We start from the raw sequence: 17,680 nt of genomic DNA on the forward strand, positions 1-17,680 counted from the left end.
GCTTCTGCTTCTCGATGCCCCACAACCAAGCGAGGACGCCATGACCATGCCCGCCGGAGCCCAGGTATCCGGATACACCATCGAACGGGTGCTCGGCGCCGGCGGAATGGGGACCGTGTATCTCGCGCGGCACCCCACACTCCCGCGGAGTGTCGCACTCAAGGTGCTCTCCGCGGAGCTCTCCGCCGACCCCGAATTCCGGTCCCGGTTCCGCCGCGAAGCCGATCTGGCGGCCAGCCTCGACCATCCCAATGTCGTGCGCGTATACACCCGTGGCGAAGCAGAAGACGGTCGACTGTGGATCGCCATGCAGTTCATCGACGGCACCGATGCGGGCGCTCTGGTCGACGACGGACCGATCTCCGTCGAGCGGGCGCTGCACATCATCGGCGAAGTCGCCAAGGCGCTCGACTACGCGCACTCTCGTAAGTTGTTGCACCGCGACATCAAGCCGGCCAACTTCCTGTTGGCCGGGGAGCCCGGACCACACGAGCGGGTCCTGTTGGCCGACTTCGGTATTGCGCGGGCAGTAGAAGAGGCCACCCGGTTGACCGCGACCGGATCGATGATGGCGACCGTCGCCTACGCCTCCCCGGAAGCGATCGAGGGCCGGCCGCTCGATCACCGTTCGGACCTGTATTCGCTGGGCTGCGCTTTGTTCCGGATGTTGGCCGGGCGCAGCCCGTTTCAAGATGCCGGGACCATGTCGGCGATCATGATGGCGCACCTGACGCGCCCGGTGCCGCCGGTGACCAGCTTCGCTCCGCAGTTGCCGCCGGCGATCAATGCCGTGTTGGCGATCGCCATGGCCAAAGATCCGGCCGCCCGTTTCGACAGCGCACGACAGTTCGCCGAGGCTGCTCGCGCGGCTCTGCTTCACAACCAGGTCCCCAACCGTCCCGTTCCGGAAGCTGCAACCACCAACGTCACGAATGCGGGCGGGGAGCCGTTGACTTACCCGAGTGGGAAGTTCAGCGGCGCAGTGGCGAAACTGTCGGGTGCGCGGAAGAACCCTCGGCGCGCCTGGCTGGTCGGCGCCGGCGTCCTCGCCGCCGTCGCTCTGCTGGTGACCGTGCTGGTCGCCGGGAACTCCGGGAAACAGAAATCGCCCTACCCGATGCAGTCGTTCAACCACACCTTCGGCTCAACTCAAGTCGATTCTCGTCCCAAGGCGGTGGCCGCCATGTCGCTGGCCGATGCCGATGTCGCACTGTCGCTGGGTGTCCAGCCGGTGGCGCTGTTCAACGCGGATCAGGAACCACCGAGCTGGCTCGCGGACCTCATCGACGGCAGTCCGACGGTGTTGACCAGTCTGGACGCCAAGGCTCTGGAATCCATTGGGCCCGACCTGATCATCGACACCGGCGACCTCACCGAAGCTCAATACGATCAATTGGCCGGTGTGGCCCCAACGATCACCAGGCCGGTCACCGCGGGCAAAGCGATCAGCGCGGACACGCGCCTGTCCTGGCTGGCGAGTGTCCTGGGCGAGCAGAATGAGGTCAACGCCGTGCGGGACGACCTCAAGGCCGCTCAGGACAAGACCCGGTCGGAGAACTCGAAACTCGCCGGTAAGACGGTTTCGGTCTTCGGGTTCTCCGACGAAGGCATCACTGCGCTGTTGTCGAATTCGGCCCCGGCGACCTATCTCACCGGGCTGGGACTCACCTACAGTCCGAAAATGCAGAGCGGCTCTGACGACGCTTTCCAAAAGCCGGTCCCGCAGGATGGCATGTGGGAGTACAAGAGCGATATCGCACTGGTGCTGCGGACCGACCAAGACGCCGCCTCCGGCGGCTTCTACGGTCTGCCGGGGTCGATCGAAAACTTCTCCGGAACCGTCATCATCGTCGACGAACCCGACACCATTGCCGCGCTGAACAGTGGCGGCCCTGCGGCCACTCGGTATCTCAACGACACGCTGGTGCACACCATCACGGACGGGCTGAGCTGAACATGATCGATTTGCTGCGCGCGACCACCTCTCCACACACCCCGACCTCGTCTCCGAGAATTCGTGCGGTCACCCGGCCGGGTCTGCTGGTGCTGGCAGTCGCGTTACTCGTTTCCGTGATCGGCCTATCCGGCTGCTCCAATGCCGTCCAGGGCAACGCCTCGAAGCATCCGCCGGCTGCGCAGGAATCCGACCTGCAGGCCGGGAACTACCCGACGACGCCCCGGCCGCCACTCGGCGAGGCAGGTGAGAAACAGGGCCCGTATGTCGAGGCACGGCGGATGGGCAATTACGTCGTCATCCCCTCGGAGGTCGATCCGACTCTGACCGGCGGCTTCGACAAGATCGGGACGTTCAACGGACCGTTCAAGGGTGCCGACTCGATCGGCGCGATCTACGACACGACGTTTCCCGAGGGCGCCAGCCGCAACTACATCACGGGATTCATGGTCAGCCGGGACCGTGAGGGTCCCGGCGTCCCGAACCTGCACAACGCTGTTCTGCGTTACGCGTCTCCGGAGGACGCGACCGCAGCCGCCGACGAACTGGGCGCGACAACCGCCCCCGATGCCAACAAGTACTTCGGCAGCGAGCCGCCGGCCCCGCGGCCGATCGAGATTCCGCGGCACCCGGACGCGCGCGGGATCACCTTCGGGTCGTCGGAGTCGTCAGTGACGGTCGTTTCCTTCCTGGCTCATGGGCCGTTCGTTCTCACCCAGCAGAGTTATTCGAAGAACGGGCTCGCCGAGGCGCTCGAGCTGGTCTCCGGGACCCTGGACAAGCAGATCCCGTTGATCGACAAGTTCAAGCCCACGCCGCCGGACCAGATCGCGCAGTTGCCGCTCGACCAAGACGGCTTGCTGGCGCGCACCGTGGAGCCCGCAGTGGACCGGCGCGGCCAGTTCCGCTTCGGGCTGTACGAGGTGCACGGCTTTCTGACCTACTCTGACGATCCGGCCGGTGACGAGAAGGTGCTCAACGATGCCGGAGTCGATCTGATCGCGCTGGCGGGAACGGACGTCTTCCGCGCACGTGATGCCGAAGGCGCGCAGACCATCCTCGATAAGTGGTCCGAGATACGCGCCGAAGATTCCGAACCCACTGACGGGGTCCCCGGACTGCCCGATTCGCGCTGCTTCAAGACGGTGGTCTCCGCTGGTACCGACTCCGAGAGAACTCATATCGCCTGTATGTTCACCGTGGACCGTTATCTGGTGGACCTCGGCTCCTTCCAGAAGCGCGCCGCGCACCAGAAAGCCGCAGCTCAGTACTTACTGCTCACCGCCAGTTAGCCACCGACAGGAGACGCCATGACGGAGCCACCAAAGCCACCGGAGACGCGCGCCTGGCAGCCGACACCGCCCGGCCAAACCAACGCGTGGCAGCCGCCGCCGCCGCACGCAGGACAGCCGCCGCATCCCTCCGGACCGGGCGCCTCCGGCCCGCAGCAGGGCTACTCGCCGCAGCCGGGCCCACCCCCGAGTTGGGAGCCCACCACCACGATCACGCCACCGGCCAAGGGGCGTGGCCCGGGGGGAAAGAAGACCCGTACCGCGTTCCTGGCGGTGCTGGGCGTCGTCGTCTTGGCGGTGCTGGTGACGGGGTTCTGGAAGCCCGGCTTCCTGCGGAAGTCCGAATTGGATGTGCATGCCGCGGAGGACGGCGTGCGTCAGGTCCTCACCGACCCGGCAACCGGCTACGGCGCCACCGACGTCACCGACGTGCGCTGCAACGACGGCCACAATCCGGTGATCAAGGCCGGCGATACCTTCACCTGCGAGGCGACCATCGCCGGTGCCAAACGCACGGTTGAGGTCACCTTCGCCGACTCGGAGGGCTCCTACTGGGTCGGCAGCCCCAGCTGATCACGTATGGGTGTTGGAGGTAACTCGCCGGGGGGCAGGCGATATGTTGGCGCCATGACGCTGCTGGCGGTCACCCGTAGCTCGGGGTTGGAGCGGGCCAGATGATCCCGGTTGGGTCGGTGGTGGCCGGGTACCGGGTACGCCGTGTCATCGGATCCGGCGGTATGGGCACCATTTACGCGGTCGACGACCCCCAGTTGCCGCGGCTCGATGCGCTGAAGGTGCTCTCGGCCGAGCTGTCGTCCGACGCCAAGTTCCGCGCCCGGTTCATTCGCGAGGCAGACGTCGCCGCGGGCCTCGATCACCCGAATATCGTCTCGATCTACGACCGCGGCGAGACCCCGGCCGGTCAACTGTGGATCGCGATGCAACTGGTGGACGGCACCGACGCCGACGCCGCGATCCACACCGGCACCATGACGCCGCATCGCGCCGTACACATCATCAGCCAAGTGGCCGAGGCGTTGGATTACGCCCACGCTCACCAAGTGCTGCACCGCGACGTCAAACCGGCGAACTTCCTGCTCACCGGGCCGGTCGGCGCCGAGGAGCGGGTTTTGCTGGGCGACTTCGGCATCGCCCGCGCTGTTGATGACGCCGGGCTGACCGGAACCAACATGGTGATGGCCACGATGGCCTACGCGGCTCCCGAAGTTCTCGAGGGCCGGCCCATCGATCACCGGGCCGACCTGTACTCGCTCGGCTGTGCGCTGTTCCATCTGCTCACCGGCCAGGTCCCCTACGCCGATACCACCGGCGCCTCGGCTCAGGCGCTGGCACACCTGCGCCGTCCACCGCCGCAACCCAGTGCGGTCATGCCCCGGCTGGGACCGGCGTTCGACGCGGTGATCGCCACCGCGATGGCCAAGAATCCCGCCCAGCGCTACCAAACGGGGCGGGCATTGGCCGCCGCGGCGAAAGCGGCATTAGGTCAGCGCGATCACACCACCAACCCGTTGCATTCAACAGGTGCCGGACTGCGTTCGGGCGGCACAGTTCCACCCCGGCACGGCTCGGAGACTGGTGCACCGCCGCGACGTAGCCGGGCAAAGATCATCGGGATCAGCGTCGCGGCCACCGTCGCGGTCGCGGCCGGCGCCACGGTTGCTCTGGTCGCCGGTCGCCAGGGCGACGATCCGCCTGCGCCGCATGCGGTGACGTCGACCGGGCCCACCAGCACGGTGCCGACCGTGGCGTCAAGCGACCTGAACTCCCTGCTGTTGCCTGCCGACCGGATCAGCACTGCCGTCGGTTCCGCCGCCAAGGCACTGCCGGAGGCGTGGACCAGTTTTGCCACCGATAGTTTCGACAGCTGCGGCAGCACCATCTATCCATTCCAACGCAACACCTATACCGGTAGCGGTTCCGATGCAAAGAGCGGCCAGGTGTTCGTCAGCGCCGGTGACGGCGAGAAGATGGCCGCGATTCAGGCGGTGGTCGCCTTCCCGTCGGCCGAATTGGCGGCGCGATTTGTCGACCGTCAGCGTGCGTTCTGGTCTCCGTGCGCCTACAAGTCAGTCCGGGTGCCTGCCGAGGGCAGCAAGCCGGCGTTTAACTGGCGCCTCGGTAAAGTCAACACCAGCGATGACATCCTTTCGGCGCACGCGAACCGGGAAGACACCAACCAGACCTGTGAACACGCCCTGACCTCCATGAACAACATCGTCATCGACGTCTTGGCTTGCTCGCCCGACAAGCCCGACCCGGCCACCACGATCGCCCGGGCCATCGCCGACGGAGTACCGCACTGACCGCCCGGCCGCACGTGACCGCGGACCGGTCCCGGCCCGCCGCATAGCCATGCTCCCGGTCGGATCTCTCATCGCCGGCTACCGGGTCGAGCGGGTGCTCGGCGCCGGCGGCATGGGCACGGTGTATCTGGTCGCCAACCCCGAATTGCCGCGCCGGGATGCACTCAAGCTGCTGTCCACCGAGTTGTCCCACGACGAGCAGTTCCGCGCCCGCTTCGTGCGGGAGGCCGACGTCGCCTCCCGGCTCAGCCATCCCAACATCGTCACGATCTACCGGCGCGGCCGCACCGAGGACGGCCGGCTGTGGATCGCGATGCAGTTCGTCGACGGCATCGACGCCGACGACGCGCTGAACCGCGGGGAGATGACCCCGCAGCGCGCGGTCTACATCGTCGGCGAGATCGGCAAGGCCCTCGACTACGCCCACCACCGCGGCGTGATCCACCGCGACGTGAAACCGGCCAACTTCCTGCTGGAGAACTCCCCGGGCTCCGATGAGCGGGTGTTGTTGGGCGACTTCGGGATCGCCCGCGCTCTCGACGACACGAGCCTGACCGCCACCGGGTCGATGGTGGCCACCGTCGCCTACGCCGCCCCCGAGGTACTGTCCGGGCGGCCGGTGGACGGCCGCGCCGATCTGTACTCGCTGGGCTGCACGCTGTTTCGGATGCTCACCGGCAGAACGCCGTTCGCCGACGCGCACGGCGCCCCGGCGGTGATGATGGCGCACCTGAACCAGCCGCCGCCCCGGCCGAGTGAGTTCGCGCCGTGGCTGCCGCGCGCCTTCGACGCGGTGATCTCCACCGCGATGGCCAAAGACCCCGCCCACCGGTTTTCCAGCGGCGCGGAGCTGGCCGCCGCCGCCCGCGCCGCCCTGCACGGCGGGCCACCGGCGTCAGCGCCGCCGGCCGGCCAGCCGGGCTTCTACGGAGCCCCCACCCAGCTGTCGACGCCGGGCACCGCGGCGTGGCGCGAGCCCGCACCGCCTCGCCGGCGCGGCAAGATCCTGGCCGCCCTGGCCGGGGTTGCGGTGTTGGCGGTGGCGGCGACCACCACGGTCGTGTTGGCCTCCCGCTCGCCGGGCGACGATGCGGCCGCTCCTCCCCCACCTGCCTCCGAAACCTCGACCACCACCACGACCGGCCCGCCGCCGCCCACGGTGTCGGCGACCGCGCTCGACGGGGTGATGTTGCCGGCCGAGCAGCTCGCCGGGATGATCGGCGCGCCCAGCCTGACCAAGTACGGGTCGATGGATTCTCCGGCCGAGGATTCACCGACCATCGAGGAGAAGGAGTGCCTGAGCGCCTGGGCGCCCGGGCAGCGCGCCGTCTACTCCGAGTTGGGGTGGGTCGCTGCCCGCAACCAGGGTTTCCAGGATCAGCCGCAGATGCCCGCCTACCGGGTGATCGAGGCGGTGATCACGCTGCCGTCGGTGGCGGCCACCGAGAAACTGCTCGCCGGGCAGACCGAGCAGTGGACCAAGTGCGCGAACACCCGCATCACGTTGAACTATCCGACCCCGCCCACCCCGCAGCGCTGGACACTGGGTGAACCCACCCGCACCGGCAACATGCTGACGATCATCTACACGATGGAGGGCGGGGCCGGGATGGGCTGTCAGCGGGCGCTGACCGCCGCCAACAACGCGGCGGTCGACGTGCTGGTCTGCCGCACCGATGTCACCGATCAGGCCGTGACGGTGGCTGAGGCGCTGCGCGCCAAGATCCCCGCCTAACCCGAAATCAGCCCCGAATCCCGGATCGCCTCGGCCAGCGGCTCGAGCACCCCCGGGTCATAGGGCACCGGCAGGTAGACGATCGCCAGATCCAGCCCCTCCTCCCCGAGGGCTGCGGCGTCGTCGATCACCTTGGCGTAGTCGAGGTCGGAGTCCAGCCGCACGTGCGCGGAGAGCAGGATCTCGTTCGGGTCGCGGCCGATGTCGGCGCAGTGCGCGGCCAGCACGTCGCGTTTGCGGGCGAACTCCGCCGGGGTGCCGCTGACGAAGTTCCAGTGCTGGGCGTACTTCGCGGTGATGCGCAGGGTGCGTTTCTCGCCGCTGCCGCCGATGCAGATCGGCGGGTGCGGGCGCTGCGGGCCCTTGGGTTCGTTGCGGGCGGCGGTGAGTTGGTAGAAGCGGCCGTCGAAGTCGGTGGTCTCCTGGCTGAGCAGACCGATCAAGACCTGGCAGGCTTCCTCGAACCGGTCGAACCGATCGCGGATGCTGCCCAGTTCGATGCCGTAGGCGTCGGATTCCTCCTCGTTCCAGCCGGCGCCGATGCCCAGTTCCAGCCGGCCGCCGGAGATGATGTCGAGCGCGGCGGCCATGTTGGCCAGCACGGCCGGGTGGCGGTAGTGGACGCCGGTGACCAGGGTGCCCAGCCGCAGCCGGGTGGTGGCCTGGGCCAGAGCGGTCAGGGTGGTCCAGCCCTCCAGGCACGGGCCGGTGGGGTCGGAGAAGATCGGGTAGAAGTGGTCGAAGGTCCAGCCCGAGTCGAAGACGTCGATGCCGTCGGCGGCCCGCCAGACCGCGAGCATCTCCGCCCAGCCGGTGTTCTGCGGTGAGGTCTTGAACGCGAAACGCATTCCCTTGAGGTTACCGGACTCGGAGGGTTGCTCGCCCGCCGATCAGCGGCGTTTCGGCCGGTAGGTCCGCCCGAAACTGCGCGGGCTGTCCCGGTCGATTTCGGTGAGCTCCCAGTCGATTCGGCGCCCGCCGGGCACGTCGAAGATGCGGGTGCCGTCGCCGAGAAACACCGGGGCGACGAAGACCTGAAGTTCGTCGATCAGGTCGTGTTGTAGTGCCTGGCGGGCGATGTCGGCGCTGACGATCTGAATGTCGCGCTCCCCCGCGATCTCCTGCGCGCGCCGGATCGCCTCCACGACGTCACAGTTGATTGCGACGACGGTCGGGTCGTCGGCGAGCTCGTCGGGGCGGTGGGTCAACACGAATTCGGTTCCCGACCAGGCGCCGCCGTAGGCCTCGTCGGTCGCGGCACCCCGCTGGCCCTGTTGGGCTCTCGCCGCGTCGTAGCCGGCGCGACCGGAGATGATCACCCCGACCCGAGCGGCCATGCGTTCGGTCGTGCCCTCGGCCAACGGCTCGGCCACCGACAGCCAGCTCATGTCGTGATCCGGTCCGGCGATGAACCCGTCGATGGAGCAGGTGAAGCCCCACGCGACCTTGCCCACGTGCCCTCCTCGCGGTCACCGTTGTCCGCCACCGGGCACCGTAACGCACCGCGTCGTCTCGGGAGTGGACCGCGGCGCTCCAGCCTGGCGGGTTCGCGGTTGCGGCAGACTGGGGTGATGGATCCGGTGGAGGCGCTGCGCCAGATCGCGTTCTACAAGGACCGGGCGCGCGAGGACCCGCGGCGGGTGATGGCCTACCGGCGCGCCGCCGACGTCGTCGAGGCCCTGGACGACGACGAGCGGCGGCGCCACGGGGTGGCCGAAAGTTGGCAGTCACTGCCCGGGATCGGGCCGAAGACCGCCGCGGTGATCATCGAGGCCTGGGCCGGCGGGGAGCCCGACACGCTGGTGCGGCTGCGGGAGGAGGCACCCGATCTCGGTGGCGGGGCGCTGCGGGCGGCGTTGCGCGGGGATCTGCATCTGCACTCGGACTGGTCGGACGGGTCGGCGCCGATCGAGGAGATGATGGCCACCGCGGCGGCACTGGGCCATGAGTACTGCGCGCTGACCGATCACTCGCCGCGGCTGACCATCGCCAACGGGCTGTCGCCGGAGCGGCTTCGCCACCAGCTTGAGGTGATCGACGGGTTGCGGGAACACTTTGCGCCGCTGCGCATCCTGACCGGCATCGAGGTCGACATCCTCGACGACGGCAGCCTCGATCAGGAGCCGCAGTTGTTGGAGCGCCTCGATGTGGTGGTCGCCAGCGTGCACTCCAAGCTCAAGATGGAGTCGGCGGCGATGACGCGGCGGATGGTGCGGGCGGTCTCCAACCCCGTGGTCGACGTGCTCGGGCATTGCACCGGGCGGCTGGTCACCGGCGGGCGGGGCCGACGGCCCGAGTCCCAGTTCGACGCCGAGGCGGTGTTCGCCGCCTGCCGCGATCACGACACCGCGGTGGAGATCAACTGCCGCCCGGAGCGCCGCGACCCGCCGACGCGGCTGCTGCACCTGGCGCATGAGTTGGGCTGTCTGTTCAGCATCGACACCGACGCGCACGCGCCGGGGCAGTTGGACTTCCTGGGCTTCGGGGCGCAGCGGGCGCTGGATGCCGGGATCGCGCCCGAGCGAGTGGTCAACACGTGGCCGGTCGAAGAGTTGCTGGACTGGACGGCGGCTTAAGCGTCACCGGCGACGATCCCGGCGCGGCGCTCAAGCGAATCTAGCGGCGGTGTAGCGCCGCCCATCCCTTCGGGGCGGACCGCAGAGGTGGTGGTGAAAAAACTGTCCGGTTCGCGGGACTCGGGTGCTCCTACCCACAGAGCGGCCCAACCGGGGCCGTCACCCCAAGGGAGGACACCATGACCACCACCATTTCGACCAAGCTGCGCCGCTCGGCGATCACCATGGCCGCTGCGGCGAGCACCGTGCCGGCACTGCTGTTCACCGCGGCGGGGCCGGCCCAGGCCAACGCCTTCCCGGCGTCGTTCAGCCAGCAGGGCATCACCGTGACCTACCAGAAGCCTGCGGCGGTGCTGGGCGTCCAGATCGCGGACCACCTGAACAACGACGACATCAACGCCGTATGCATCTACTCCTCGCTGGGGGTGGCGCCCACCCCGCCGATCCCGTTCTCGGTGCCGGTGCTGGTGCACGGCAAGCAGAACTCGTTGCCGGTCATCCTCCCGATCCCGCAGCTCGGCGGGACCTGGAATGTGCATGTGAAGTGCGGGGACCGCTACGCCGACACCATCGTGAGGTATTGACGCTCGGCCAGCGGACCGGAACACCGGCGGTCGCGCGGATAACGTTCGCGCACCGCCGGTCCCGGCGTGGCCGCCGACGTCGCTCGACGCGCGGGCTGATCGTCACCACGGCGCCGGGCGAACCTGCCGGCTTGGGCGGCGGCTTAGGTGTCGCGGTGACGCAGGTGCGCTCCGGTGCGGTGGATCGGCACCTTCTCACCCGGATGGATGTGCTTTTTGAACGGCATGACCTCATAGGTAGTCGTCGCTGAGGTCTTGCCCTTCTTGGCGATCCCGACGATGCGGCCCTCCAGGTCGTGCGCCGAGCGGTAGTTAAAGTAGACGGGATCCTTGACCTTGAAGGTGTCTTCGGTCTTGGTTGCCATGGGAATCATCCTTTCCGGCGCATGGTGCAGTGGCCTGCGAGGCGGGACTCACGAAAGGGATTGCCGAACCGAACGAAAGCCAAACATCCGCCGTTCGAACCGCGGTGACTGACCACCGCGCAGGGCAGCCGGCCACTTTGGCCGGGATCCGGCGGAAAGACCTTCCGGTGCAACAGCTTCCAGCGCCTCTACCCGGGCCCTCCGGGGTTGGACGCGGGCCACGGTGATGACGGTGCCGACCGCCCACCAAAACAGCACTTTTAACTGTGACATTGCCAAATGTCACAGTTCGTGATGGACTGCTTTACGTGACGGAATCCGCCCTGCCGCCGGTACCGGTCCACGCCTCGGCCCGAGCAGTGGCCTCGGCCACCCTCACCCGCTGGACGCTGGGCAGCCTCACCGGGGTCATCCCGCCGACCAGCGCGGGAGTGCGGTTCAGCCGCGCGCTGGTCGCCTCGATCATGGGAACGCTCGGCTCCACGCCCGGCGGGACCACGATCATCGAGGTCAACACCCCGGACATGCGCGGCGAGTGGGTTTTGGCGCCCGGGGTCGAGTTCGGTGAGCGCGCCGGCTACTACGTGCACGGCAGCGCCTACACCATCTGCTCGGCGCGCACCCACCGCAAGCTGGTCGCCCGACTGTCGGAGGCCACCGGTCTGCCGATGTTCGTGGTGGACTATCGGCTGGCGCCCGAACACCGGTTCCCGACGGCCGCCGACGACGTCGAGGCCGGCTACCGCTGGCTGCTGGCCCAGGGCTACGCGGCCGCCGATCTCGTCATCGGCGCCGACTCCGCGGGTGGTCACCTCACGCTCGACCTGCTGCTCGCCCATGCCGACGAACCGGACTTCCAGCCCGCCGGGGTGGTGCTGTTCTCGCCGCTGATCGATCTGACCCTCGAGCTTGCACTACAGCAGGAGCAGGTGCGCCGCGACCCCGCGATGGCCGCGGGACGCGCGCGCCGGATGGTGGGGCTCTACACCGACGGCCACGACCCCGACCATCCCCGACTGCGGCTGGACTTCACCGACGCCGCCACGCTGCCGCCGATGCTCACCCAGGTCGGCGGCTTCGAGATGCTGCAAGCCGACGCCCGTTATCTGCACGACGCCATCACCGACGCGGGCGGCCGCAGCCTGCTGGAGATCTGGCCGGGGATGCTGCACGTCTTCCAGGCGCTGCCGCGCCTGGCCCCCGAGGCCAAGCCCGCGCTGCGCCGCGCCGCGGACTTCATCTCGAATGCCTACCAGGACCACCGCTCCCACGACACCGAAGAGGTGTGCTGATGTTCTCCATCGACGCTCTGCTCAACATCCTGCGCACCGACCGGCGCTCCGCCAACGCCAAGGCGGTGGTCACCGGCGCGGGCAGCGGCATCGGACGGTCGTTCGCCCTGGAACTCGCCCGCCGCGGTGGTGAGGTCATCTGCGCCGACATCGACGCCGACCGCGCCGCCGAGACCGTCGCCTTGATCGACGGGTTGCCCACCGGCAGCGCGCACGCGACGCAGTGCGATGTGTCCGATCGCGCCGCGGTCGAGAAACTCGCCGCGACCGCCCAGGAGGTATTCGGTGGTCCGCCCACCCTGGTGATCAACAACGCCGGGGTCGGCATCGGCGGAAAGCCCGTCGGCGACATCGGCTTCGAGGATTGGGACTGGGCCCTGGGCATCAACCTGTGGGGCGTGATCTACGGCTGCGAGGTGTTCACCCCGCTGCTGCGGGAGGCCGGCCGCGGCGGCGTCATCAACGTGGCCTCGGCCGCCGGGTTCGCCGCCGCGCCGTCGATGGCGGCCTACAACGTCTCCAAAGCCGGGGTGATGTCGCTGTCGGAGACCCTGGCCGCGGAGTTGAACGACACCGATATCGCGGTGACGGTGCTGTGCCCGACGTTCGTCAAGACCAACGTCTTCGACGACGGCCGCATCACCCCCGGCTCGATGAACCTGAGCAAGCAGCTGGCCCGCTGGACCGGACTGTCGGCCGACAGCGTCGCCGCCCGCACCCTGGACGCGCACGACGCCGGTCGGCTGTACGTGGTTCCGCAGGTCGACGCCACCGTCATCTGGCACCTGAAACGCCACCTGCCCGGACTCTACGTCCGCGGCGCCGGCCTGCTCGGCCGCCTGCTGCCCGACAACTGATCCCGCCTACCCGAAAGGACACGATCATGGCCATGGACTTCGACGCCATGCTGCAGACCATCAAGGACAAGCAGTGGGCGCTGGCCGATATCGACTGGGACGCACCCGGAGCCGAACTCATCGAGCCGGAGCTGTGGGCCAAGCTCAAACCGTTCATGTCCGATCTGATGTGGATCGAGAACGTCGGCGCCCGCGGCTTCGCCGCGCTGGCCAAAAAGGCGCCGACACCGACCCTCAAGAGCATCTATGAACACTTCCACGCCGAGGAGCAGAAGCACGCCAACGCCGAACTCGCGCTGATGCGCCGGTGGGGCATGCTCGAAGACGACGAGATCCCGGCGCCGAACGTCAACGTGCAGCTGGTGATCAACTGGCTCGACAAACACTCCGACGGGATGGGCCTGACGTTTTTGGGCACCGTCATCCCGATGCTGGAAGTGGCGCTGGACGGAGCGCTGATCAAGTTCATCACCGACGAGGTCAAAGACCCGATCGCCCAGGAGGTGTTCCGGCGGATCAACTCCGACGAATCCCGGCACCTGGCCGTCGATTTCGAGGTGATGCATCTGCTCGGCCAAGCCGACATGTACAAGCTGCTGATCGAGCTGGTCGGCGGCTGGATCAAACCCTCCTTCCTGATCGGGGTGCTCAGCTACTTCCCGCTGCTGAACAAGATGCGCGACAACATCGTCGCCATGGGGGTCAACGAGGAGAGGTTGTATCAGGCCATGCGCCGGTTCCAGGGCGTCGGCGAGCGCAGCCGATTCACCCGCCGGCTGCCGATGTACCAGATCGTCTCCTGGCAGTCCCGCAAGGTGATCGACCGCACCTCCAAATACCACTGGCTGGCCGATTCGCTGGTGAAGGTCACCAGCGTCATCCCGATGCCGTTGGTGCGGCGCACCCCGACCTGGTCGCGCGAGCTCACCTACGAGCCGGTCGCCTGAAGGAGCCGCCCGCAATGACGATCTCCGTAGCCATCATCGGTGCCGGCTTCGCCGGCATCGGCGCCGCGATCCGGCTCAAGGGTCAGGGTGTGACCGATTTCGTGATCTTTGAGCGGGACACCCGAGTCGGCGGCACCTGGCGCGACAACACCTATCCGGGTGCGGCGTGCGACATCCCCTCGCACCTGTACTCCTACAGCTTCGCGCCCAACCCGCACTGGTCACGCACCTATTCGGGCAGCGCCGAGATTCTCGACTACATCGACGACATGGTCGAATCCTCCGGCGTCGGTAGCCACATCCGCTTCGGGCACAACGTGACCGGCGTCGCCTACGACGCGGCCGCCGGCGAGTGGACCGTCAGCTTCGCCGACCACGAGCCCGTGCGCGCCCGGGCGGTCATCGTCGCCTCCGGCCCGCTGGCCAACGCCGACTTTCCCGACATCCCCGGCATCGACGAGTACCGCGGGCACAAGATCCACAGTGCCCGCTGGGACCACGACTACGACTTCGCGGGCAAGCGGGTGGCCGTGATCGGCACCGGCGCCAGCGCGGTGCAGATCGTCCCGGAACTGGTCAAGACCGCCGCCACGGTCAAGGTGTTTCAGCGCACCCCGGGCTGGGTGTTGCCCCGGGTCAACGCGCGGAGCAGTGGCCTGGTCAAGCGGGTCTTCAAGGAGTTGCCGCTGGCGCAGAAGTTGGCCCGTTCCGCCTGGTACTGGGGCCACGAGTCGATGGCGCTCGGGCTGGTGTGGAACACCCCGGCCACCCGCGTCGTGGAGGCGGTCAGCGCGCTCAATCTGCGGCTGCAGGTCAAAGATCCGTGGTTGCGCCGGCAGTTGACGCCGGACTTCGCCGCCGGGTGCAAACGCATCCTGATGACCAGCGACTACTATCCCGCGCTGCAGGCCGACAACTGCAAGCTGGTGACCTGGCCGATCGCCCGCCTGGCGGCCGAGGGGATTCGCACCGTCGAGGGCATCGAGCATCAATTCGATTGCATCGTTTTCGCCACCGGGTTCGAGGTCTCCAAGGCCGGCACCCCGTTCGCGGTCACCGGTGTCGACGGCCGGGATCTGGCCTCGGAATGGAGCCGCGGCGCGTTCGCCTACCGCAGCGTCGCGGTGTCGGGCTATCCGAACCTGTACTTCACGTTCGGGCCGAACTCCGGGCCGGGCCACAACTCGGCGCTGGTGTACATGGAGGCACAGATCGACTACATCGTGACCGCGATCGGCAAACTGCTGCAGTTCAACTGGAAGTCGCTGGACGTTCGCCCCGAAGTGCAGGCGCGCTACAACGAGGACATCCAGCAGCGGCTGCAGTCCACCACCTGGAACTCCGGATGCCAAAGCTGGTATCTGACCGCGGACGGCTTCAACGCCACCATGTACCCCGGCTTCGCCACCCAATACGTCAACCAGCTCAAGCACGTGGACCTGGAGGATTTCAAGATCACCGCCCGCCAGGAGCTGGGCGACCCGGTCGCGGTCGGCTAGGGGCGGACCGTGGGGGTGGAGTACCGGATCGACGACCTGGCGCGGGAGGCTGGGACGACGACCCGCAACGTGCGCGTCTATCAGGAGAGCGGGCTGCTGACCCGCCCGGTGCGGCGCGGCCGGGTCGCCATCTACACCGACCGGCATCTGCGCCAGTTGCAGACCGTCATCCGGTTGCTCGGCGAGGGGTTCACCGTCAAGCACATCCTGAAGTTCCTGACCGGGCTGCGCGACGGGCAGGAGTTGGCGGAGGTGCTCAACCTCGATGACTTGGCGGAGTTGGTCACCGCGCCGTGGTCGCATCCGGAGTCACGGACGATGTCGTTGGCACAGTTGACCGAGCGCCTCGGCGCGCTCGACGCGCCGGCACTACGGCGGCTGCGCAGCAACGGGGTGATCGAGCCGACCGGCGACCCGGACCGCTACCTGGTGCCGGATCGCCGGATCATCGAGGACTACGCGGCGCTGATCGCCCGCGGGATGCCGCTGACCGCGATCCTGAAGGCCACGGCGGCCACCGACAAGAAGCTGGACGCCGCGGCCCGCGCCATGGTGCGCCACGGCCACACCGAGATCACCCGGCAACGCGGACCCGGCTGGTATCCCAGCGACGACGCCGAACTGGCCTGGGCCGCCGACATCATCGCGGTGATGCGCCGGGTGGCCGGGCGCGCCGCGCACGCCAGCCTGGACCGGGCGCTGGCGGCCGCGGTCCGCGACGAGTTGGCTGAGTACAACCGGGCGGCCAAGACGATCCCCGGAGCCGAAGTCGGGGGCTCCGAGCCGGACGCTCAATCCGGGACTTAGCCGACGCCGCGGTGCGCACTCGGGTCTGCGATCCGGGGCTCCCCGAGGGCGCGGCCCATCCAGCGCAGAACGGCGGGCATCGCCCAGCCGGCCGCGATCAGATGCTCACCAGGCACCGGCAGGTAGTCGACGGTCGCGCCCTGCGCCCGCCAGCTGGCGATGACCTCGAGCACGCCCTGCTCGGGGACGAATTGGTCACCGAGGAAGCGGTCACGCGAGCCGTGGTGGAACAGGACCGGCATCGTCGGTGCGGCGGCGCCCGGCTTGTTGTCGGCGATCACCGCCTGGGCGATCTCGGATTCCAGCGGGTCCGGAACTGTGGAGATCCGGCCCAGATCGAGGCGGGCCAGGCCGGCCAGCGCCAGCGGTGGTTGCGGCAGGTCCTTGATGAGGGTGGCCATGTACAGCGCGAAATCGCCGAAGAGCCCGACCATCTCCGGGTATTCCCGGGCCTGCCCGATGACGGCTGCGGCGAAGAGCCCCGACCCCAGGCGGGCGTTCATGCTGCGGTACAGCAGCGCATAGTCGGTGGGTGTGCCGCCGGCCACCGCACCGCGGAAGCGCAACTCCGGGGCATAGGTCGGCTGTTCCTGGGCGGCCCACGTTGTGGCGATCGCGCCGCCGCTGTAGCCGTCCATCACCATCGGTGACTCGGCGAGTTCGGGTCGCAACGTTTGCATGCCGCGCACCGAATCCAGCACGGCGTGTCCGGCCATCCGGCCCGCCGAGTACGCCATCCGCGGGCCTTCGTGATCGGGCAGCAGCACTGCGTAATTGCGCGCCAGCAGGAGCGGCAGCATCGGCGGGACATCGACGTACACGCCGTGGGCGATCTGGTGGGACGGCGCGGACTTGAGCCCCAGGGAATTGATCGGCTGGTTGCGCACCACGACCGGTCGCGGCCCGCTGCCCCGCCAGGGGCGCTGCGGTTCGATCAGCGTGGCGGTCACCGGTACGGCGTTGCCCGCGGTGTCGGTGCAGCGCACCATGAACTGGTGGGCGGCCGCGCCGGGGATCGGCAGCCTCGGCGTCACTCGCTCGACGCGGATGATCTCCCCGTTGGCGAGGGCGCTGAGATCACCCGGCGCGGAATAGAAGCCCTTGTTTGCGAGGGGCGTGGGCAGGATCGCCGTGTGCCGATCGGCGTTTTGTTCGTCGGTCAGGCGGTGCCGCGCCCAGTCGTTGAGGCGGCGGATCACCGTGGGGCTGCGCAGGGCTGCAGCGGATCCGGCGATCCCGGCTACCGCGGCGCTTGCCGCGGCGAGCGCGGCCGCGGCCGGCGCAGAATTGAGCAGCTTCGCCATCGGCCTCTCCTGCCTCAAGCCGCGCGGCAACGGGTGACGTGAGTGCGCCGGCCCCGCACCGCCAGAGCGGATGCGCTCGTTGACATCGAGTCAGCTTAAGGCGCGCACCCGTGGCCGCGGTTCTGTTCGTCCTTTCCGACGCGT

The 17,680-nt window shown here is 68.4% G+C and carries 16 protein-coding genes; 12 read left to right on the forward strand and 4 right to left on the reverse strand.

What is annotated here, in order from left to right; all coding sequences use genetic code 11:
* The first annotated feature begins 40 nt into the window (after positions 1–40).
* From A5643_RS18860 to A5643_RS10270, 5 genes are all read left to right on the forward strand, one after another.
* Positions 41–1,954 carry a serine/threonine-protein kinase gene (locus tag A5643_RS18860; protein WP_066854549.1) on the forward strand — a complete coding sequence of 638 codons (1,914 nt, stop codon included), beginning with the start codon at positions 41–43 and terminating at the stop codon, positions 1,952–1,954.
* A 2-nt stretch (positions 1,955–1,956) separates the two neighbouring features.
* Positions 1,957–3,246, forward strand: a complete 1,290-nt coding sequence (locus A5643_RS10255) for a DUF7373 family lipoprotein (protein ID WP_156628739.1) — start codon at positions 1,957–1,959, stop codon at positions 3,244–3,246.
* Positions 3,247–3,264: 18 nt separating this feature from the next.
* Positions 3,265–3,819: a DUF4333 domain-containing protein gene (locus tag A5643_RS17780; RefSeq protein ID WP_082948878.1), complete on the forward strand. Its 555-nt coding sequence runs from the start codon at positions 3,265–3,267 to the stop codon at positions 3,817–3,819.
* A gap of 101 nt (positions 3,820–3,920) precedes the next feature.
* A complete protein-coding gene (locus A5643_RS18445; RefSeq protein WP_066854555.1) occupies positions 3,921–5,570 on the forward strand; it encodes a serine/threonine-protein kinase PknH/PknJ in 1,650 nt (549 codons plus the stop codon).
* 49 nt (positions 5,571–5,619) lie between these two features.
* Entirely contained in the window at positions 5,620–7,305 is a 1,686-nt protein-coding gene (locus A5643_RS10270; RefSeq protein WP_066854557.1) for a serine/threonine-protein kinase PknH/PknJ, read from the forward strand.
* On the opposite strand, the gene A5643_RS10275 is transcribed toward A5643_RS10270, so the two are convergent.
* Both A5643_RS10275 and A5643_RS10280 read right to left on the reverse strand, forming a co-directional pair.
* Positions 7,302–8,153, reverse strand: coding sequence for an LLM class F420-dependent oxidoreductase (locus A5643_RS10275; protein WP_066854559.1), 852 nt, complete (start codon positions 8,151–8,153; stop codon positions 7,302–7,304). The genes A5643_RS10270 and A5643_RS10275 overlap by 4 nt on opposite strands.
* Before the next feature lie 42 nt (positions 8,154–8,195).
* A complete protein-coding gene (locus A5643_RS10280) occupies positions 8,196–8,759 on the reverse strand; it encodes a dihydrofolate reductase family protein (RefSeq protein ID WP_066854561.1) in 564 nt (187 codons plus the stop codon).
* A 117-nt stretch (positions 8,760–8,876) separates the two neighbouring features.
* On the opposite strand from A5643_RS10280, the gene A5643_RS10285 reads away from it, so the two are divergent.
* Both A5643_RS10285 and A5643_RS10290 read left to right on the forward strand, forming a co-directional pair.
* Complete coding sequence (locus A5643_RS10285) at positions 8,877–9,881, forward strand: PHP domain-containing protein (protein WP_066854563.1); 1,005 nt, start codon at positions 8,877–8,879, stop codon at positions 9,879–9,881.
* Positions 9,882–10,060: 179 nt separating this feature from the next.
* A complete protein-coding gene (locus A5643_RS10290) occupies positions 10,061–10,465 on the forward strand; it encodes a hypothetical protein (RefSeq protein WP_066854571.1) in 405 nt (134 codons plus the stop codon).
* A gap of 143 nt (positions 10,466–10,608) precedes the next feature.
* On the opposite strand, the gene A5643_RS10295 is transcribed toward A5643_RS10290, so the two are convergent.
* Positions 10,609–10,830 carry a hypothetical protein gene (locus A5643_RS10295; RefSeq protein ID WP_066854573.1) on the reverse strand — a complete coding sequence of 74 codons (222 nt, stop codon included), beginning with the start codon at positions 10,828–10,830 and terminating at the stop codon, positions 10,609–10,611.
* A 299-nt stretch (positions 10,831–11,129) separates the two neighbouring features.
* Here A5643_RS10295 and A5643_RS10300 point away from each other — a divergent pair, with 299 nt between their 5' ends.
* Genes A5643_RS10300 through A5643_RS10320 form a run of 5 tightly spaced genes read left to right on the forward strand, consistent with a single transcriptional unit; the run spans position 11,130 to position 16,232 of the window.
* Complete coding sequence (locus tag A5643_RS10300) at positions 11,130–12,122, forward strand: alpha/beta hydrolase (RefSeq protein ID WP_502686234.1); 993 nt, start codon at positions 11,130–11,132, stop codon at positions 12,120–12,122.
* On the forward strand, positions 12,122–12,979 hold the full coding sequence (locus A5643_RS10305; RefSeq protein ID WP_156628740.1) for an SDR family NAD(P)-dependent oxidoreductase: 858 nt from the start codon (positions 12,122–12,124) through the stop codon (positions 12,977–12,979). Before A5643_RS10300 ends, A5643_RS10305 begins: the two co-directional genes overlap by 1 nt.
* Positions 12,980–13,005: 26 nt before the next feature.
* Complete coding sequence (locus tag A5643_RS10310; protein ID WP_066854575.1) at positions 13,006–13,926, forward strand: ferritin family protein; 921 nt, start codon at positions 13,006–13,008, stop codon at positions 13,924–13,926.
* 14 nt (positions 13,927–13,940) lie between these two features.
* The gene (locus A5643_RS10315) at positions 13,941–15,425 is read left to right on the forward strand and encodes a flavin-containing monooxygenase (protein WP_066854579.1); all 1,485 of its coding nucleotides are present in this window, start codon (positions 13,941–13,943) and stop codon (positions 15,423–15,425) included.
* A 9-nt stretch (positions 15,426–15,434) separates the two neighbouring features.
* Entirely contained in the window at positions 15,435–16,232 is a 798-nt protein-coding gene (locus A5643_RS10320; protein WP_231995523.1) for a MerR family transcriptional regulator, read from the forward strand.
* Here the strand turns inward: A5643_RS10320 and A5643_RS10325 are convergent.
* Positions 16,229–17,536, reverse strand: a complete 1,308-nt coding sequence (locus tag A5643_RS10325; RefSeq protein ID WP_066854583.1) for a lipase family protein — start codon at positions 17,534–17,536, stop codon at positions 16,229–16,231. The genes A5643_RS10320 and A5643_RS10325 overlap by 4 nt on opposite strands.
* Positions 17,537–17,680 lie beyond the last annotated feature (144 nt).

Source organism: Mycobacterium sp. 1274756.6 (assembly GCF_001668625.1).
Classification (GTDB): Bacteria; Actinomycetota; Actinomycetes; order Mycobacteriales; family Mycobacteriaceae; genus Mycobacterium.